This is a genomic window from Halobacillus andaensis (assembly GCF_014636475.1).
Classification (GTDB): Bacteria; Bacillota; Bacilli; order Bacillales; family Halobacillaceae; genus Halobacillus_A; species Halobacillus_A andaensis.
In genome coordinates, this window is the sequence record NZ_BMEL01000002.1 from 374,161 (window position 1) to 394,216 (window position 20,056).

18 protein-coding genes are annotated in these 20,056 nt (G+C 41.3%); 13 read left to right on the top strand and 5 right to left on the bottom strand.

The window, feature by feature from the left end; translation table 11 throughout:
• Positions 1 to 175: 175 nt before the first annotated feature.
• From IEV27_RS09305 to IEV27_RS09350, 10 genes are all read left to right on the top strand, one after another.
• The gene (locus IEV27_RS09305; protein ID WP_188377186.1) at positions 176 to 1,333 is read left to right on the top strand and encodes an FtsW/RodA/SpoVE family cell cycle protein; all 1,158 of its coding nucleotides are present in this window, start codon (positions 176 to 178) and stop codon (positions 1,331 to 1,333) included.
• 805 nt (positions 1,334 to 2,138) lie between these two features.
• Positions 2,139 to 3,353 (top strand): M24 family metallopeptidase, encoded by a 1,215-nt coding sequence (locus tag IEV27_RS09310; RefSeq protein ID WP_188377187.1) that lies wholly within the window; start codon positions 2,139 to 2,141, stop codon positions 3,351 to 3,353.
• A gap of 4 nt (positions 3,354 to 3,357) precedes the next feature.
• Positions 3,358 to 4,341 carry a cyclodeaminase gene (locus IEV27_RS09315; protein WP_188377188.1) on the top strand — a complete coding sequence of 328 codons (984 nt, stop codon included), beginning with the start codon at positions 3,358 to 3,360 and terminating at the stop codon, positions 4,339 to 4,341.
• Positions 4,328 to 5,527, top strand: coding sequence for a cystathionine gamma-synthase family protein (locus tag IEV27_RS09320; RefSeq protein WP_188377189.1), 1,200 nt, complete (start codon positions 4,328 to 4,330; stop codon positions 5,525 to 5,527). The genes IEV27_RS09315 and IEV27_RS09320 overlap by 14 nt, the downstream gene beginning before the upstream one ends.
• A 19-nt stretch (positions 5,528 to 5,546) precedes the next feature.
• Positions 5,547 to 6,716: a M20 metallopeptidase family protein gene (locus IEV27_RS09325; RefSeq protein WP_188377190.1), complete on the top strand. Its 1,170-nt coding sequence runs from the start codon at positions 5,547 to 5,549 to the stop codon at positions 6,714 to 6,716.
• Positions 6,717 to 6,727: 11 nt separating this feature from the next.
• Positions 6,728 to 7,780: a homoserine dehydrogenase gene (locus IEV27_RS09330; protein WP_188377191.1), complete on the top strand. Its 1,053-nt coding sequence runs from the start codon at positions 6,728 to 6,730 to the stop codon at positions 7,778 to 7,780.
• Between the two features lie 15 nt (positions 7,781 to 7,795).
• Complete coding sequence (locus IEV27_RS09335; protein WP_188377192.1) at positions 7,796 to 9,244, top strand: aldehyde dehydrogenase family protein; 1,449 nt, start codon at positions 7,796 to 7,798, stop codon at positions 9,242 to 9,244.
• Between the two features lie 112 nt (positions 9,245 to 9,356).
• The gene (locus IEV27_RS09340; RefSeq protein WP_308808310.1) at positions 9,357 to 10,067 is read left to right on the top strand and encodes a CAP domain-containing protein; all 711 of its coding nucleotides are present in this window, start codon (positions 9,357 to 9,359) and stop codon (positions 10,065 to 10,067) included.
• A 287-nt stretch (positions 10,068 to 10,354) separates the two neighbouring features.
• On the top strand, positions 10,355 to 11,056 hold the full coding sequence (locus IEV27_RS09345) for an SGNH/GDSL hydrolase family protein (RefSeq protein WP_229735048.1): 702 nt from the start codon (positions 10,355 to 10,357) through the stop codon (positions 11,054 to 11,056).
• 94 nt (positions 11,057 to 11,150) lie between these two features.
• The gene (locus IEV27_RS09350) at positions 11,151 to 12,134 is read left to right on the top strand and encodes a Gfo/Idh/MocA family protein (protein ID WP_188377194.1); all 984 of its coding nucleotides are present in this window, start codon (positions 11,151 to 11,153) and stop codon (positions 12,132 to 12,134) included.
• 27 nt (positions 12,135 to 12,161) lie between these two features.
• On the opposite strand, the gene IEV27_RS09355 is transcribed toward IEV27_RS09350, so the two are convergent.
• A complete protein-coding gene (locus IEV27_RS09355) occupies positions 12,162 to 12,557 on the bottom strand; it encodes a winged helix-turn-helix transcriptional regulator (RefSeq protein ID WP_188377195.1) in 396 nt (131 codons plus the stop codon).
• Positions 12,558 to 12,567: 10 nt separating this feature from the next.
• Positions 12,568 to 12,771: a hypothetical protein gene (locus IEV27_RS09360; protein ID WP_188377196.1), complete on the bottom strand. Its 204-nt coding sequence runs from the start codon at positions 12,769 to 12,771 to the stop codon at positions 12,568 to 12,570.
• A gap of 240 nt (positions 12,772 to 13,011) precedes the next feature.
• Between IEV27_RS09360 and IEV27_RS09365 the strand changes: the two genes are divergently transcribed.
• Entirely contained in the window at positions 13,012 to 14,721 is a 1,710-nt protein-coding gene (locus tag IEV27_RS09365) for an ABC transporter ATP-binding protein (protein ID WP_188377197.1), read from the top strand.
• Positions 14,721 to 16,541, top strand: coding sequence for an ABC transporter ATP-binding protein (locus IEV27_RS09370; protein WP_188377198.1), 1,821 nt, complete (start codon positions 14,721 to 14,723; stop codon positions 16,539 to 16,541). The genes IEV27_RS09365 and IEV27_RS09370 overlap by 1 nt, the downstream gene beginning before the upstream one ends.
• A gap of 26 nt (positions 16,542 to 16,567) precedes the next feature.
• On the opposite strand, the gene IEV27_RS09375 is transcribed toward IEV27_RS09370, so the two are convergent.
• From IEV27_RS09375 to IEV27_RS09385, 3 genes are read right to left on the bottom strand one after another with little or no spacing between them, the layout of a single operon-like run.
• Positions 16,568 to 17,224: a TetR/AcrR family transcriptional regulator gene (locus IEV27_RS09375; protein WP_188377199.1), complete on the bottom strand. Its 657-nt coding sequence runs from the start codon at positions 17,222 to 17,224 to the stop codon at positions 16,568 to 16,570.
• 32 nt (positions 17,225 to 17,256) lie between these two features.
• The gene (locus tag IEV27_RS09380; protein ID WP_188377200.1) at positions 17,257 to 18,273 is read right to left on the bottom strand and encodes an ABC transporter permease; all 1,017 of its coding nucleotides are present in this window, start codon (positions 18,271 to 18,273) and stop codon (positions 17,257 to 17,259) included.
• Complete coding sequence (locus IEV27_RS09385; protein ID WP_188377201.1) at positions 18,270 to 18,992, bottom strand: ABC transporter ATP-binding protein; 723 nt, start codon at positions 18,990 to 18,992, stop codon at positions 18,270 to 18,272. The genes IEV27_RS09380 and IEV27_RS09385 overlap by 4 nt, the downstream gene beginning before the upstream one ends.
• Before the next feature lie 163 nt (positions 18,993 to 19,155).
• Here IEV27_RS09385 and IEV27_RS09390 point away from each other — a divergent pair, with 163 nt between their 5' ends.
• Positions 19,156 to 19,614, top strand: a complete 459-nt coding sequence (locus IEV27_RS09390) for a cupredoxin domain-containing protein (RefSeq protein WP_188377202.1) — start codon at positions 19,156 to 19,158, stop codon at positions 19,612 to 19,614.
• Positions 19,615 to 20,056: the final 442 nt, after the last annotated feature.

Below are 20,056 nucleotides of genomic sequence, written 5' to 3' on the forward strand. Positions count from 1 at the left end.
AAAATGTAGCCTATCGATATACCTTAAAGCGGCAGTTATGTGATAAAATATAGTTTTAGAGATGTGAAGATTATGTAGTGTTTTTGCGTTCTTTCTTCTCTTTGTACCTAATATATGGTTAAATAGATTGCGTTGAATGATTTAACGTCCCTTAGAAAGGGGGAAGCGGGATCCATTGAATTTTGAAGAACGATTTGATTGGAAGCTTTGTTTTATTCTATGTATGTTTATTACGATTAGCTGTGTGGCCTTATATAGTGCGCAGCAAAGTCCTCAATATAATGAAAACTTCATGCTTAAACAGCTTGTCTGGTTCGGAGTAGGCGGCGTCATTATCGGTATTATGCTCTATTTTGAGCCTGATTTTTACAAAAAAATCAGCTGGCCTCTCTACATAGCAGGTCTTGTAGTGTTATTAGCGTTAGTTGTAGCACCAGCTTCTATTGCACCCGTTGTAAAAGGACAGAAAAGCTGGTTTATCTTACCAGGTCTTGGGTCTATTCAGCCTTCTGAATTTATGAAGGTTTTTACGATTCTTATCTTAGCGAATGTGATCTCGAATCATCACGAAAAAGTAAGATCCGTAACGATTAAAGATGATTTCATACTTTTAGGAAAGATCGTAGGGTTGACGGCGCTTCCTTTGGTTTTGATTATGCAGCAGCCCGACTTAGGTACAGCGTTAGTCTTTTTAGCAATTATGGCCGGAATGACGTTGATATCAGGAGTCAGCTGGAAAATTATCACCCCTATTTTTGGTTCGATTGCTGTAGCAGGGGTAGGAATCATATGGCTGGCGATCAAGTTTCCACAGTTATTAGATCAATACTTAGGTGTTAAGCAATACCAGCTCGGAAGGATCTATGCTTGGTTAAACCCTCAGCAATATGGTTCGTCTGAAGGGTTTCAACTGATTAGAGCGATGCGATCCATAGGGTCTGGTCAAATGTATGGAAAGGGGCTTGGAGAAAGAGAACTCTACCTGCCTGAAGCCCATACTGATTTTATCTTTAGTATTATTGGAGAAGAATATGGTTTCATAGGAAGCTGTGTTGTCTTGTTAGCTTTCTTTTTGTTTATTTATCGTTTAACAACAATTGCGACTAGAGCTAATCATAAATTCAGTACGTATGTTATGGTAGGGCTCATTTGTATGGTTGCTTTTCACGTGTTTCAGAATATAGGCATGTCCATTCAACTATTGCCGATTACAGGGATTCCCCTTCCATACATTAGTTATGGAGGAAGCTCACTGCTAGCTTTCTTAATCGCCATCGGGCTCGCCTTTTCGGTTTCCTATCACCATCGAACATTTATGTTTGGAGAAAATTAAAAAACGATATTCATCCAAGAAAGACCCGAACCATTCATTCGAATTGGATCGGGTCTTTCTGTATTTAGCAGTCACCCCTTCGTCAACATCCTTCGCTTTTAAGCGGGTACGGGCCTCAGACTTCTCGGAAAGCAAAGACCGCGTTCCTGTGGGGTCTTTGGACTCGTGCTGTTCTCGCAGGAGTCTTCGCATGTTGACTACGCTGCATGGTACTCATTTTTGAATGATCGTTAATTATTTGTCTTTTCAGATGACAATTATCGCTTTGACCCAGCCCTTCAGCTTGTAGAAAAACTTTTTTCGCAGAACTAAGAGGGAAGGGGATTAAGAAACGATTCCCTTTCCATAGCCCCACAGAACATGCCGAATGTAAATGAACTACCTTTTTATAATCTCCACGGGCATGATCAGCCATCTGGGGTCACACCTTATTCGTATCTCACTAGAACAAGTGACGGCAAGGCTTTCCTTTTCTCCATACGAACCGAGTGATACTTTGTCTTCAACCTCCATCCAAGCTTTCTTGACAGCCTGAGTGCGTTTATCTCTTTGGAGAGAAACGCACTTTTTTGTGTGCAAATTAAACCATGCCCTATTCAGCTGAAGCGAGGTATCCCCCTGCCCTGTTTCTCCAACACTCTTCTATGTACGACATGAAAGAACTGAGTCGATTGCTGTCTAATAAAATTTCTGTATAAAAAAACATCATAAAATTTCATACAATTTTTACATTACATAACAAAAACCCAATGAATACAATGAATATATAATATATTAAATATTCAGATAATAGGGGGGATAGTTTATGGTGCTTCCATTTGATATTTTAGAATATCATCAACGAATTAAGGGGACAAAGGAGCGCATGGCTGAGAAGGGAATTGATGTGCTTCTGATTACGGATCCAGCGAATATGAATTATTTATCTGGATATGATGCTTGGTCCTTTTATGTTCATCAAATGCTTGTCGTTATCATTGATGAGCCGCAGCCGATTTGGATTGGACGCTATCAAGATGCAAATGGGGCGCGGGCGACAACATGGATTTATGAAGAAAATGTGATCGCTTACCCTGACTATTATGTTCATTCAGACACCTACCACCCCATGGATTTTATTGCTGAAATTCTTACACAAATCGGGCAAGGACGAAGAAGTATTGGAGTAGAGATGGATCATTACTATTTTACAGGTATGGCCCTAGAACGGTTGAAAAAAGGCATGCCAAATGCTCAATTTAAGGATGCCTCCCTGCTAGTAAACCGAGTAAGAATGGTGAAATCAGATCAGGAAATCGAATATATGAACCGTGCTGCAACAATTGCCGATTTAGCGATGACTAGAGGCGTTGAAAGTATATGTGCCGGACGAAGGGAATGTGATACGGCTGCGGAGATTTACTATCAGTTGATCAAAGGGACCCCTGAGCATGGCGGAGAATATCCAGCGATCGTTCCGCTGCTGCCAACAGGGGATCATACCTCCATTCCTCATCTTACATGGTCGGACCGCCCGTTTGTAGATGGAAGTCCAGTCATAGTGGAGCTAGCAGGTTGTTATAAACGCTATCATGTGCCTCTAGCAAGAACGGTGGCGATTGGTGAACCGAGCCAAAAACTAGAATTCCTGGCACCTGTGGTACTCGAGGGAATTCAAAATGTTTTAGAAGCGGCAAAGCCTGGAATGACGTGTAGTGATCTTGAGGCTATATGGGCGAAGAGTATTAAAAAGTACGGTTTTGAAAAAGAATCGAGGCTGGGATACTCCGTAGGCCTTAACTATCCGCCAGATTGGGGAGAGCATACAGCGAGTATAAGAAAAGGCGATATGACAGTACTTCAGCCGAATATGACATTCCATTTAATTCCGGGTTTGTGGTTTGATTATGACGGAATTGAAATTAGCGAAACATTTCGTGTAACAGAAAAAGGGTGTGAACGTTTTACCACTTATCCTCAAGAACTTATTGTGAAGCGTGAATCATCGATTCTTTTAAATAGCAGCGATCAAATCAGCTAAGGGGGTGGGGACGATTCGTTTATATAAGCGAGATCGAATAGATCGAGTGATTCGACTAGATACAAATTTGATTAATGAAGTAGAGGGCGCCTTTACTGATTTAACGACGAAGCAAGTCATGATGCCGCCTATTATGCGAATCGATGTGCCCCAAAATAACGGGGAAGTTGATATTAAATCCGCTTATATTGAGGGGTTGGACAGTTTCGCGGTAAAACTTTCCTCTGGTTTTTTTGATAATCCAAAGCGAGGTCTTCCAAGTGCGAATGGCATGATGATTTTGTTAAGTGCTGTTACAGGAGAGCCTCTGGCTATTTTTGCAGATAACGGGCTTTTAACAGACTTACGGACAGCTGCTGCGGGAGCTGTAGCTGCCCGATCCTTAAGTCGAGAAGACAGTAGAGTAGCAGGCGTGATTGGTACAGGTTCTCAAGCTCGATACCAAATCGAGGCTCTTATGAATGTACGTGATATTCAAAAGGTTTATGTATACGGGCGTTCAATAGAAAAAGCCGACCAATATAAAAGGGATATAGAAAGTCGATTTACTATCCCTGTAGAAGTAAAACAAACGGCTAAGGAAGTCGTGCAGGGGAGTGATCTGGTGATTACAACCACCCCTGCGACGGACCCTGTCATCCACCAGGATTGGATTCATCCGGGTTTGCATATAACGGCGATGGGATCCGATGCTGAGCATAAACAGGAGCTTGACGCCAAAGTACTAGAAGCAGCCGACCTGTTTGTATGTGATGTAGTGGAGCAGTCGCTGCGCCTTGGAGAGTTAAGATCTTGTGCAAACGACCAAGTGAGAAGTTCGGCCATTGAGCTTGGTGAGATCACGAGTGAAAGAAAGAATGGACGCAGTGACCCTAATCAAATTACAATCTGCGATTTGACGGGTACAGGAGCCCAAGATACTGCGATTGCGCGTTACGTTTATCAATTATTGGATACTAAGGAGGACGAAGGTCATGAAAGAAGCTAAATTTGGTACAAAATCAATTTGGGCAGGGGAAAAGGATTCACTAGCTTTTGGAGCAACGCAGGTGCCGGTGGTGCATAGTGTTTCCTTTGGCTACGATGACATGGACGACTGGTATGAGGTAGCTATTGGCAACAAAAAAGGTCACATCTACGGCCGCAATACCAACCCTACGGTTGAAGCCTTTGAAGAGAAAATTCGTATTCTTGAAGGAGCTGAAGCTGCGACTAGCTTTTCAACAGGTATGGCAGCCATTAGTAATACGCTTGGAACATTGCTGCATCCTGGAGACAGAATTGTATCTATTAAAGACACGTATGGCGGAACGAATAAAATTTTCACTGAGTTTCTTCCTCAGCTGAATATAGATGTGATGCTTTGTGATACAGGCGATCACGAGGCCATTGAACAGGAAATTGAAAAAGGCTGTAAAGTGCTCTATCTAGAAAGCCCAACGAATCCAACCGTGAAAATTACGGATATTAAAAGAATGGCTCAAGCAGGTAAAGCCGTAGGAGCAACGGTGATTGTTGATAATACGTTTGCGACGCCAGTCAACCAAAACCCGATTGAACTTGGTGTAGATCTAGTCATTCATAGTGCCACTAAGTTTCTCGGAGGTCATGCAGATGCGCTGGGTGGAGCAGTATGCGGCAGTAAGGAATTAGTTGAAAAAATATACCACTATCGTGAAATTAACGGAGCTACGTTAGACCCTATGGCTGCTTACCTTTTATTAAGAGGAATGAAAACGTTGAAGCTGCGCATTGATAAACAAAACCAAAATGCGCAAGAGATCGCTGAGTTCTTAAAGCAATTTGAGGTAGTAGAGGATGTCTATTACCCTGGGTTAGCCGAACATGCTGGCCATGACATTGCGAAACAACAAATGAAAGGCTTTGGAGGAATGTTAAGCTTTGCTGTTAAAGGAGGCGTTGATACCGTCCGTCACTTACTTCCTAAGCTGAAGTACGCAAACCGTGCAGCGAACCTGGGCAGCGTAGAAACAGTTGTTGGACCTGCGCGTACCACAAGTCACGTGGAATGTACGCCTGCAGAACGTGCAGCAATGGGAATTCCAGAAGGGTTAATCCGTTACTCAGCTGGAATTGAGGATATAGAGGATTTAAAGCAAGATCTGGAGCAAGCTTTTCAAGCTCTGCCAAGGGATTTGGCAGTTCAAAGCTAAATTGAGGCGGGTTTAGATGATGGCAAACCAACTAAAACACATCACTTTAGCTGAAGAAATTTATCCTCAATTGGTAGCATGGAGACGTGATTTTCATAAATACCCCGAATTGAGCTTTAAAGAAAAACAAACGAGCAAAAAAGTGGTTGAAATCTTGAAAAGCTTCCATGCGTACCATATTCAGTCACACGTGGGTGGTTATGGCGTAGTAGCCACCCTCTCCAATGGAGAAGGTCCTACGGTTGCCTTACGTGCAGACATGGATGCCTTACCCATTCAAGAGCAGGGTGAGCACGACTATGTCTCTGAACATGAAGGTGTTATGCATGCCTGTGGTCATGATGCCCACACAGCTATATTGCTTGGCACTGCTCAAATTTTAAGTGAAATAAAAGATCAAATTCAAGGAACGGTTAAGCTTATCTTTCAGCCTGCTGAAGAAGCTTGTGATGAGAGCGGGGAATCGGGTGCAGTAAAGATGCTGCAGTCCGGACTGCTTGATGATATCGACCGTGCTATTGCTTTGCACATGTGTCCTTGGCAGAAAAGAAAAACGATTCAATTGCATGATGGTCCAAGTATGGCAAACAACGATGAATTTGATTTATTGATTAAAGGCCGCGGAGGCCATGGGGGTTATCCGCAAGATACAATTGACCCATTATGGTTATCCTCCTATGTGCTTCAAGCCCTTTACAGCGTAAATGGAAGAAAGGTGGATCCATTACACGTAGGCACGATAAGTGTTGGGCAAATCCATGGTGGAGAAGCTCATAATGTGATCCCTAATCATGTAGAAATAAAAGGAACGATCCGCACTTATGAAAAAAGCGTTCGAGCGAAGTTAACCGAAGAACTTGAGAATGCAGCATCCATTGCGAAAGCTTTAGGGGGAGATTACCAACTAAGCGTTAACCAAGGGGAGCCTGCTTTACAAAATCACCCTTATATCAATCAGGTCATCGAACAGGCATCACAAGGGTTTCAAGTGGTTAGAAAACCTTTTGGAATGGGGAGCGAAGACTTCAGCTATTTCACGGAAAAAATACCGGCAGCTATGTTTTTCCTAGGTTGTGGATTGAATGAAGAACGCAGTTTACACCACCCACAATTTGATATCGATGAAAAAGCTTTGATTGATGGAGTTGCGATTTTCTTAGGCTGCGTTCAGCATTTGTTAAAAAAGTAAGGAGGAGGACAATGACGACAAATATTGCATTTATCGGTTTTGGCGGTGTCGGCCAAGCGCTCGCTGAAATTTTGCGGGATAGAAAAAAAAGCTTGCTTACTACCTATGGTTTAGATGCTAAAGTGGTGGCCGTGGCAGACGTGATGAAAGGATCGGTTTATCATCCTGATGGTTTAAAAATTGATGAGCTTTTAACCGCTGTACGGGAAAAAGGAACCGTAGAAGCGTATGAAGGTGCTTCTCAGGTGACCACAGGGTTAAGCAGCATGGAGACTATTACAAAAACAAATGCTGACGTGATTGTTGAGGTAACATTTACGGATGTAAACACTGGTGAACCTGCGATAACTCATTGTCGCACAGCATTTGAACATGGGAAAAGTGTCGTCACCACAAACAAAGGACCTGTGGCTTTAGCTTACCGTGAATTAGCTGAGTTGGCTGAGCGAAATCACGCATTCTTTGGCTTTGAGGGTACAGTCATGAGTGGAACGCCAGCCTTGCGAATGCCGAAGGAAACATTAGCAGGGAATCAGATTACTGAAATCCGAGGCATATTAAATGGAACCACGAATTATATTTTGACTGAAATGGAAAAGGGTCAATCGTATAAAGATTCTTTAGAAAAAGCCCAAAACCTTGGGTATGCAGAGGCAGATCCTACGAGTGATGTAGAAGGATACGATGCACGATATAAAGCTGCTATTTTATCCAATTATATTATGGACACTCCTATTTCTCATACAGACGTAGAGTGTAAAGGCATCAGTGATCTTACGTTAGAACAGGTTCAATCTGCTTTGCAGGAAGGGAAAAGGTGGAAGCTTCTTGCTCGCATTACACGAGAAAACGGAAAAGTAAAAGCTTCCGTAAAACCTGAATGTATTGAAAATAGTGATCCCCTTTCAAGTGTCACAGGTGCGACGAACGGTATTCTTTACGAATGTGACTTATCCGGACCTATTTTATTAACAGGTGCAGGCGCAGGTTTGCAGGAAACAGGATTTTCGCTGTTAATTGATTTAATTCATTACCAAAAGGAGAAAAAGCTAGCCAAAATTTAATGGGTGGTGATTAATATGCATACGAAGGTGAAAGCCATGAAAATGTTGGTCGGTGGCAAATGGGTAGAAGGCAAGGATACGTTTGAAGTCGTAAATCCTCAAAATAATGAACCGATTGCAAGGGTTCCTTTAGCCTCTAAAGAGCAAATGGTGGAAGCGATTGAAACGGCAGAACGCACGTATCGAACGACAACGGTTTGGCCCACTCATGAACGCATAGCCATTTTAACGAAGGTATCTAATTATATGAAAGAGCATGCAGAAGAGTTCGCTAAGGTCATTGCCAGCGAAGGGAGTAAGACAATCAACGAAGCGCGCGGAGAAGTAAAGCGAGCCGCCCAAACCATTCAAATCAGTGCTGAAGAAGCCCGCCGCATCAACGGGGAGACGCTGAACTTTGATCAGAATGAAGGCAGCGAGAATCGTGTAGGCTATTACTACCGCTTTCCAATTGGTGTTGTAGGAGCCATTACTCCTTTTAATGACCCTTTAAATATGGTCGCTCATAAAATTGGTCCAGCCATTGCTGCGGGAAATGCCATTGTTCTTAAACCCGCTTCAGTCACACCACTCAGTGCATTGAAATTGGCTGAAGCTTTTATGAATGCCGGCTTACCTGAAGGTTTTCTATCAGTTGTAACGGGATCTGGACGAGAAATTGGTGATACGCTGGTCACTCATCCTGCCGTTCAAATGGTCTCTTTTACAGGCGGTACAGAAGCAGGTGAAAAAATTACCCAGAAAGCTGGAACGAAAAAGTTGAGCATGGAGCTTGGGTCCAACTCACCAGTCATCGTTCTTGAAGATGCGGATTTACACGATGCGGTTCAATCTACGGTTTCAGGAGCTTTCTCAGCTGTAGGGCAGAACTGTATCGGTGTACAAAGGGTATATGTTGAAAAAGGGATTTATCAAACGTTCTTGGATACCTTCGTTAATCGAACATCGGAGTTAAACGTTGGCGATAAAATGGATGAATTAACTGATATGGGTCCATTAATCAACGAAAAAGAAGCGAAGCGCGTGGAAAATTGGGTGAATGAAGCTGTTGCTAAAGGAGCAACAGTGGAATTTGGAGGAAAGCGTGAGGGCGCTTATTACACGCCAACGATTTTAACGAATGTCTCTGACGAAGCCACTATTGCTAAGGAAGAGATATTTGGTCCCGTTGTTTTGGTCTATCCAGTTGATTCTTTATATGAAGCGGTAGAACAAGCAAATGATGTAAACTATGGTCTTCAAGCCGGCATTTTCACAAGCAATATCAATCAAGCCTTCTATGCCATAAAACATATGAATGTAGGCGGCATTATGATCAATGACAGCAGTGACTATCGCATTGATGCGATGCCATTTGGAGGTACGAAGGGTTCAGGAATCGGACGTGAAGGTATTCAATTTGCGATTGAAGCTATGACAGAAGCAAAGGTTGTATCGTTTAGACTACAAGAAAAATTACTTTAACATTTAGGAAAAGTCACTATGAATTAGTTGCTTTTTCCTTTGCTTTCATAAGGATAGTTTCTCTTCTCGTGCACATAGTAAAGGAGAGGAATTTCCTTAAGGAGGCAACATGATGAAAAAACTAATCTACACTTCATGCATGGCATTGTGCGTAACTACACTAGCTGCATGTGGTGCAAATAATAATGATCCAGCGGATAATGCCGCTTCTGATTATAATCAAGTCACATATGGTCCAGGGGCTCAAGATGAAGACGGTCGTATGAATGATTTAAATCGCTTTGACGAAAACTTCCCGTTTGATAATAAAACGCCGTTTTATCCGTATGACCGAAATATGGAAGACCGAGCCCAAGATAATGATGGTCCATACCCATACGGTGGTGAGGATATTGAACGAGGTGGAGAAGAAGACAATGAGGGTCAAGATGACGGACAGCAAGTTACAGGTGACATTCATGAACAAGTGGTTCAACTAACGAATGAAGCTCGTGAAGAACAAGGCTTGGAACCGTTAGAACTAAGTGAAGAAGTATCTGAGGTGGCACAAGAAAAGTCTGAGGACATGTCAGAAAATGATTATTTTTCACACACGTCCCCTACCTATGGAAGTCCTTTCGATATGCTTCAAGAGTATGACGTAGATTTTAATACAGCTGCTGAAAACATTGCAGCTGGACAGCAATCGCCAGAAGAAGTAGTTGATGGCTGGCTGAATAGTTCAAGTCACCGTAAGAACATTATGAACGCCAATATGACTGAAATTGGCGTAGGTTATGAAGAGAACGGTAATTATTGGACTCAGATGTTCATTGGAAAGTAATAAAAACCTTCCATTTATCGCGTCTTATCAGCTTGTAGAGAAACTTTTATATTCTCTACAAGCGTTTTTTATGCCATGAAAAAATTTCATTGTGCTGAAGAAGTAAAGGATTGGGAAACGACTCCCTTTCCGTCATGCCCTGCGGAAACCGTCCTATTTCTCCATATAAATGACAGAACCAGGATCCCTTCTTAATGGATTGGAAGAATTAACATTGACTGATATCTTATGGACTCAGGAATGCTAATAAAGAGTCTTGATATGAATAAAGAAAGGGAGTCGTTTAGGTGAAAAAAATAATATATATGCTCTGCTTCCTTTTTATCCTACAAATGGTTCAGCCATATTCCATATACGCTTCATCTAAACAACTCGTTGCTATTGGTGATTCGATTCCATATGGTTATAATTTAAGCAAAGATAATCAATACCCCTCCGGAAAAGCATTTCCTTATATGGTAGGGGAAAAAGCTGGTCTCGAGGTAACAAACTTAGGTGTCCCTGGTTTAACCTCGCAGGAATTAGTGGCTGCCGTTCATGAAAATGAGGTTTTTCGATCAACCATTCGTGACGCTGATTATGTAGTTCTCTATATTGGCGGAAATGATCTTTTAAATTTATTGAAAAAGCACAAGGGAATTAAAGGAATTGAAATGGATGAAGTAGCCATTGTCGTTCGTAATCTTTTATTTAACGTTTATTCAACGGTGATGGAATTAGATAAATTAACAAATGGTCAGATCCTCGTCTACAATATCTATAACCCCTATCCAGAAAAAGGGAAGTCATTAAGTCAGCCTCTTCACTACATTAACGTTCAATATAGTTCGTTAATTGAATTGTTAAGTCACTTTACTGAAGTAAAGCTGGTGGATGCTTATCAGGCTTTCAAAGGCCACCCTGAATATATTTTGGAGAATGACGTCCATCCAACGGTTGAGGGTCAGATTGTTCTCGCAAACATTGGATTAAAAGAAATAAAGGAATGAGGCACTGGTTTATATCGGTGTCTTTACTCTTTTATGATTTGTTGGGAGAACTTGTTATAATAAAAGTAATCACACACATAAGGGGACTTTACATATGATTCGTTTTGGCATTATTGGTACCAATTTTATTACTAAGCTTATGATTGAAGCAGGCGAGCATCTTGAGGGCTTTAAAGTCCAAGGCGTTTATTCAAGAACTGAAGAACGAGCGAAAGAGTTTGCTCAGACTTATAATGCTCCGCTTACCTTTACTTCTGTTAAAGATATGGTGGAAAGTGATGAAGTAGATGCTGTTTACGTTGCCAGCCCGAATTCGTTTCATGCTGAGCAAGCTATTCTAGCTATGGAGCACGGAAAACATATATTATGTGAAAAACCAATGGCATCAAATGAAAAGGAAGTACGTCGTATGACAGAGGCAGCAAAAGACAATAATGTCGTTTTAATGGAAGCTGTCAAATCGACACTTATGCCTTCCTTTCTATCCATACAATCCAACCTTCATAAAATTGGAAAAGTACGCCGTTATGTTGGCAACTTCTGCAAATATTCCTCTCGCTATGATGCTTATCGCCAAGGCACGGTCCTTAATGCCTTTAATCCAAAGTTCTCGAATGGATCGCTCATGGATTTAGGTGTGTATGGCATCTATCCGATGGTCGTATTATTTGGAAAGCCTGACCGTATTCAAGCGAATGGGGTAGCCTTGGAATCCGGGGTGGACGGAAAAGGAAGCATAATTGCACAGTATAAAGAAATGGAAGCCGTCATCATGCATTCAAAAATAAGTCATTCTCACGCCGCTTCGGAAATCCAAGGCGAAGAAGGTGTGATCATCATTCCTAATATTTCAGAGCCAAAAGACGTTTACATTCAATACAATAGTGGGGAAGTGGAGAGCCTTGACCTTCCTGATCAATATCCGCCTATGTATTATGAAATTGAAGAATTCTACAAGCAGGTGAAAGATCATGATCGACCTTCCTGCAACAATTCAAATGAAAATAGTTTATTGGTCGCAGAAGTATTACAAGAAGCAAGAAGCCAAATGGGTATTTCATTTCCAGCTGATCACTAGGTATATAAAGAAGCGGACTGTTATTGCTCAGTCCGCTTTTTTGGAATTGCTCATATTTAATTCGGTTTTTTCGCTATTTATGATCTCTGCCATTTCTGATTTAGAGGCATTCATTTGCTTGTGCGCCAGCCCCCATTTATTCATGGATTCTAAAAAAGAAGATGTCGTATGGCCGTAGGACGTTAATCGATACTCCACTCTCGGAGGCACGGTCTTATAGTCTATCCGTTCCACTAGTCCATCGTCTATAAGCTTTCTAAGCTCTCTAGAAAGAATGCGGGAAGAAATCTTCCCATCAATCGAACGTCGTAATTCATTAAAGCGAAGCTTCTCTTCATGGAGTAATTCCCATAGAATAATGCCTTTCCACTTCCCACAAACGACTTCGAGTGTAATGTCAATGCCAGCTTCCCTATCTTTCACCCGTTTCACCTCATCTTGACTCATTGTTATTATTTTGTTTCTTAATTGCTTTTTGATAACCTTCCATTATTCCCTGAGCATATACTCGATTTAGTACAGTCATGGTATGAGGAATGACTTGATCTTCAGAGGAATCTGAAACTTTATTCAATAAGTCCACTAATTCTAGAAATTCTTCAGTAACCGGGAAGATGGGCTTCACATTATCCCTCATAATATCACCTTCCTCATCAACTATAAAACCTATATGATGATATTTTATGCGGTTTTCCAAATCTCTACAAGTACTTACAATTTTGTTACTGTTCATTATTGGTAAGCAGGCAACTGTAAGATGAGGGGCTGGGTGAGACTCCAAAAACACGGCCTAACTTTACCCTGATCTAATCAGTTCTATCATAGATTAAAATCCTGTATAATTATAGAAACTTTCAGATTTAGTGGAGGACAAGTTATGCGAAAAGTTTTTTCATATGCATCAGCGTACAAAGCATCGGCTATCATAGCTATATTACTTATGTTGATTGAATTGGCTGTCGAGCTTGTTCAACCTTTATTAATGGCTCATATTATCGATGAAGGAATTATGAAGGAGAATTATACTGTAGTTTCTATATGGGGAGGGGTACTGGTAGGGCTGTCATTACTAGCTTTTGCAGCAGGCATTACAAACTCGTTCTTCGCTGCGAATGTAAGTCAAGGAGTAGGGTTTGATCTTCGTAGGGATTTATTTAAGAAAGTCCAAAGCTTTACTAATGAAAACTTCCAATCCTATTCAACACCGAACTTAGTCACACGTATGACGAACGATGTGATTCAGATTCAAAACCTCGTGCTCATGTTGATGAGAATTGCTCTGCGTGCTCCGCTTTTTATTATCTTCGCTTTAGTTATGGCTTTTACAGTGAATGTAACTTTAGCCTTTATTCTCGTCGTGGCTGTTCCTCTACTAGGTGGTTTCTTGTTCTGGGTACTGATAAAAGGAGTCAAGCTTTTTAAGAGTGTCCAAACTCGCTTAGACGGTGTTAATACCGTGATTCGAGAAAACTTAGCTGGAGTACGTTTAGTTAAGGGCTTTAATCGAGGAGAATATGAAGAAGAACGATTTCACGGTGTAAATCAGGAGCTAATGGTTAAAAATAAGCGCGCCTTATGGCTTATGGAAATTGCTATGCCGGTGGTTATGCTTGGCATGAATGTGATTATTCTTGTTTTGCTGTTCGCAGGAGCTATCCAGTTAAATATTGGCGGAGCTCAAGCGGGAGAAGTCGTCGCCATCATTAATTATGCGACACGAATCATGTTTACTTTTTCGATCTTCTCTTTTCTGATTATGGTATTTTCTCGAGGCAATGCATCTGCTAACAGGGTAACTGAGGTGTTAGATGAGAAATTACCTGAATTTGTTACCAATACGGAGGGTGAACAAGCCACACTATTAGGTAATATCACGTTTAATAATGTCTCATTTTCCCGTGACCGTGTGGAAATATTAAGAGACATCAGCTTCCAAGTGAAGGCAGGTCAAATGGTTGGCATTCTCGGCGAAACAGGGTCAGGGAAAACTTCATTGCTTCATTTACTGCCTCGACTGCATGAAAAAGAAAAAGGAAACATTTTATTTGATCGTATGGAAATAAATGAAATGGATGTAAAAAGCTTGCGAGAACAAATCAGCCTCGTTCCACAAGAAGTTCACTTATTCTCTGGTACGGTGAGAGATAACATTGCCTGGGGGAAAGAAAAAGCTGAGGAACAGGAGATTATCGAGGCGGCGAAACAGGCTGAGATTCATTCTTTTATTACGACGTTACCGAATGGGTATGATACTGTACTGGGTCAAAAAGGGGTTACATTTTCTGGGGGGCAAAAGCAGCGCTTGTCTATTGCCAGAGCCCTTGTACGCAAACCTAAGGTGTTAATTTTAGATGATAGTACGAGTGCGTTGGATGCTCATACAGAGACTCGCTTATTACAAACATTAAAAGAGCAAGAATGTACGATTTTTATGGTGGCCCAAAAAATTAGTTCATTAAAAGCTGCCGACCATATTTTAGTTTTACACAGAGGTGAAGTAATTGCCCAAGGGGATCATCAACAATTATTGCGGATAAGTCCTTATTACCAAGAAGTTTATCAATCCCAGCAAGAGGACGTGATGTAATGGCAGAACCACAGTCACGAAACCAAACTCCTATAAGAAGGCATCATCATGGAATAGGAACCGCTCCACCTAAAGTAGATGACATCAAGTCTACATTGAAGCGGATTTGGAGCTATATGGCGCATGAAAAGAAACGATTCAAAGTTGTGCTTGCCATTCTCGTGTTAAGCTCTGCTTTGTCCTTGCTGGGCCCTTATTTGCTGGGGGTGGCCGTGGACCAGGTGATCGCGCAACCTAATGCGAATACACTTTGGACGATGCTGAGTTTATTACTTGGCGTGTATGCATTTCATTCTCTTTTTCTTTGGATGCAAAACTACTGGATGATCGACATATCTCAAAACACGGTATTTAGGATGCGTAATCATTTGTTTTCTCATTTGCAGCGGCTACCGATCCTGTTTTTCCAAAGACGCCAGCAAGGGGAGCTGATGAGCCGGCTGACGAATGATATGGAAAACGTAAGCCGTACGTTGAATACAGCGATTATTCAATTCGTGACAAGTGTGCTGACGATTCTAGGAACTCTTGTTATTATGTTATGGCTGAGTCCAGTGTTAACTTTACTGACCTTAACAATTGTGCCCGTCATGTATTTCGGCATGAAATGGATTACGAAGCGGACAGGGAGGTATTTTAAAGACCAGCAGAAGCATTTGGGTGATGTGAACGGCTATGTAGAAGAAATGTTTTCTGGTCAGACGATTATCTCTATGTTCTCAAGAGAAGAACGGGTAATCAAAGACTTTGAGGAGAAAAATGAAGCCTTAAAACACTCGGGATACTGGGCTCAGACATATTCAGGGTTCATTCCTAAACTTATGAATATGCTAAATAACGTTAGTTTTGCGATCATTGTCGGGGCAGGCGGGTGGCTTGCTTTAAACGGAAGCATATCTATTGGGGTGATTGTAACTTTTACTACCTACTCTAGACAGTTCACTCGTCCTTTAAATGATCTGGCTAATCAATATAACATGATTTTATCTGCTGTCGCTGGAGCAGAGCGCGTGTTCCAGGTTATTGACGAAAATGAAGAAAAGCAAGATGAAAAACAAGCGCAAGATATTAAAAATATGCGAGGAGATATTGAATTTCGGGACGTTCAATTTTCCTATGAAGAAGAGCAGACGCTGTCTCATATTAATTTTCACGCCGCTCCTGGCGAAACGATTGCGTTAGTTGGTCCCACAGGTGCTGGAAAAACAACCATCATTTCGTTGCTGTCACGCTTTTATGAAATTGATGAAGGATCCATTCTCATGGATGGCAAAGAAATTAATACGATTACGAGGGATAGTTTACGAAGTCAAATGGGGGTAGTACTGCAGGATTCCACAATGTTTCATACCACCATTAGAGAAAACTTGCGCTACGGACGCTTGGATGCATCGGATCATGAGGTTGAGGAGGTCGCTAAAGCGGCACATGCGCATGATTTTATTTCCCAGCTCCCTGACGGCTATGATACCGTCCTCGATTCCGATGGGGGAGGAGTGAGTCATGGACAGCGTCAACTATTATCTATCGCGCGCGCCATGCTTGCAGACCCAGCCTTACTAATTTTAGATGAGGCGACAAGCAGTATTGATACGGTGACCGAGATTAAAATTAATGATGCACTGGCGAAGCTGATGAAAGGAAGGACTAGCTTCGTCATCGCTCACAGGCTGAACACGATTCGGGCAGCTGATCAAATTCTAGTCCTTCAACACGGAGAGATTATCGAAAAAGGAAATCATCATGAATTACAGGGGCTTGGCGGTTTCTATTCTGATTTAGTGAAAGCACAGCAAGCAGAAAGCCGGGCATCCGTATAAAAAAATGATGCATCTAAGCAGATGCATCATGTCTTTGGAGAGAGACCATGCATGATAAAATGAATGGTTCTCTCCATTTCTTTTTCATCATCCCAGTCAAGCTGGGGCGATATAATAAAACGTGTTAAGATAAAGCCAATCATGGTCGTCATTACCATTCTAATAATTGATGGAGCGGGAAAGTCAACCAGTTTGTCTTCTTTTTTGTAATGATGAATCACACGGTCAAACCGAGGATAGACTTCCTCAATAAAGACTTTCTGAAATTGTTCTTTTAGTTCTTCATGAAAGGCCATCTCTTGAAGCATGATTTGAACTAAGGGGCGATTTTCTTTCACAAAATTATAGCGGTTTTTCATAATATTAGAAAGAAATTCTTCGAAGTTGTCCGGATGTTCTTCAAATACTTGATTCGTAAAGTGAGAAGCGAATATAGGAAGCGTAAACTTCACCATTACTGGAGTAACAATGGAGATCAGCAAATCTTTCTTTGTTTTATAATGCCGAAAAATTGTCCCTTCAGCCACTCCTGCTCTTGCAGCAATTTCGCTTGTAGACGAGGAGGCGTAGCCTTTTTCTGCAAAAATTTCTACAGCTGCTTTTAGAATCTGAGCTTGCTTTGGCGTTTTTTTCTGCTCGTCTTCTTCGAGAAGTTGTAATAAGTCGTTAAAGTCTTTAGTCATTAAATCCACCTCTCATAATTGGATTAATCGTACTATAAACTACGATGTCTCTTCAAGGCGAATATATTAAGGACAGTGAACAAAATGATGAATCCTAATAAAATGTACAACGGAGACTGAAAGTCAGCAAACCCTTCGCTTCTTAGCATAATTCCACGTAAAGCTTCAGCCCCATATGTTAATGGCATGACTTTCCCGATAGCTTGCAGCCAGTAGGCCATTCCTTCTATAGGAAAGAGTCCCGAAAAGAAAACCTGCGGTACGATCACGAGTGGAATAAATTGAATCATTTGAAACTCATTTTTAGCAAATGCCGATAAGAGTGTTCCTAAACATAAAGCAGTTAACGCTAATAAAAAGGTCACGAGTAAAACGTAAAGGAAATAACCCTCCATATATACATCAAGTACATAAATAGAGTAAGCGGCAATTAAAAAGGATTGTAAGATCGTAAATAAGCCAAAGCCTAATAAATAGCCAAAAACTAATTCGCTCCGCTTTAGAGGAGTGGAAAGAATGCGTTCTAACGTTCCTTGTGTCCGCTCGCGTAAGAAAGAAACTCCACCTACGATGAAAACGAAGAAAAATACAAAGAAGCCGATTAAAACAGGTCCAATATAATCAAATAATTCCAAATCGTCAGATCCATGCCAGAAATAAACTTCAAAAGGATCGGATGAGACCTCCCTATTAGCATTTTGAAGCAAATCCTTTATAGAGGAAGTGATATTCGGATCACTGCCTTCAATGGTGACAGCTGGCTGACCATCCTTCCAGAGAATAAAAGCATCGATTGTTGCTTCCGCTATTTCTTCCTTGGCCTCCGCTTCTGACAGACTAGTTACGTTTACGTCTTCTTCCGCAGAAAGATGTTCCGTAAAAGAACTAGGGACACCTATCGTGGCAATTTCTAATGTGTTTTCGTCACTATCTAGTACGAGCCACATGAGAGTGAAAACAAAGATAGGAGCTAAGATCATAAGCGCCATGCTGCGTTTATCTCTTCGGAACTGGGTGAAAATTCTTCGGGTTATCGTCCAAGTATTCATTGAGCCGCACCTCCATAGTGAAGAAAAACGTCCTCTATAGTAGTTGCATGACAATCGGATTTAAGCTTCTCAGGTGTATTCATTGCGATAACCTGCCCCTCACGAAGCATCGCTAAACGATCACACTTTTCTGCTTCATCCATCACATGCGTTGTCAAGATGATGGTGACCCCTTTATCTTTAAGCTGGCGCAGTTCATCCCATATAGATTTGCGCAACACCGGATCAATACCTACTGTAGGCTCATCAAGTATGATCAATTCTGGATCGTGTAGAAGAGCTGCCGCCAAAGACAGTCTTCTTTTCATACCCCCAGAGTAGGTTTCAACGATTTGATCGATATGATCGGTTAAATCCACCATCTCCATTACTTTTCTAATCCGCTGCTTTTTTTCTTGTTTATTTAAGCGATAAATAGAGGCGAAGAAATCAAGGTTTTCTTTACCTGTAAGTTCTAGGTAAAGGGCATCGGATTGAGCCATGAATCCATAGCGTTTCATTTGAGCTAAGGACGGCATTTTTTCTCCGTTAATATAAACAGAACCATCGGAAGGTTTTAACAAACCCGTAATTAATTTAACAACGGTCGTTTTGCCAGACCCTGAAGGGCCGAGTAAACCAAAAATCTCTCCCTTATTAATGCTGAGCGTTATGTTAGATAAAACAATTTTTTTCCCGAATTGATGTGAAACCATTTGAAGGTCAACGACACTTTTCATAAGGATCCCCCTTAAATGATGAGTGATTACTCACATACATTATAAAACTCTAACTACAGAAAGTAAAGTGAGTAATCACTCATAATATAAATAAAAAAGCAGACAAGTTTCGTAGGCATGTACGCATATACATGAATTAACCATGTCTTAAGGAGGGAATAAGTTGAACGCTTTAGTATTATCAGGAAAGAAAATAATGTGGGTTGTCAGTGGATGTGTGCTATTTGCGGCATTATTATTTGTATTTAATTCATTTGGCGGGTCGATCCCTACATTTTCTGGAGAAGATGCAGATGAAGAAGTAAGAACCGTAAACTTAGTGACGGGCGAATTTAAAGCGGAGACGGCAGATGGGGAAGAAATTGAAGCCTATCGCTGGGATCCGGGTACAATTTTTGCGGAAAAGGGGGAGCCTTTTAAATTAAGTATTTATGGGGTCAATGGTGAACAGCACCCTTTCGTGATTGAAGGGACGGATCAACAAGGCATTGTTCACCAGGGGAAGGAAACTGTTGTAGATCTGCAGTTTGATAAAAAAGGAGTATATCGGTTGATTTGCACAACACATACAGATTTTGAAACGGATGGTCCGATGATCGCCTATATTGTAGTAGGGGACTAACAAAGAAAACAGCCCTCTAGCAGAGGTGAGATCACTGAAAAACTAAAGGTTTATAAATTTAAAAAAGCGGTCTGTTTGGAATTTAACTTCCAAACAGACCGCTTTTTTCACTAACTCAGTAAATTGCTTATTGGCCGTTTTTTTCCGGTAGTCCCTGTGTTCACCGAATTGTGTCTTATATCTAAAGAAAGCAGAGGCAGATGATTTATGCCCTAAACGGGCATCAGGATCTGGGTATTCTTGTAATTCCAGTTGGTCATCTGTAATCGTATCTTTAAGAAGTTCAAAGGTTCTTTGATTTGGGGGTAAAGACGAGATTCGGTTCCCTTTTTAATGACTTCGACAAGACGTTCCGAATCGTCCAGTTCAGAGAGACCTCAATTGAATGACGCCCTTCTCAAGACCGCCCTCCATGGTTTTTCCGATCAAGAGATCTAAAATG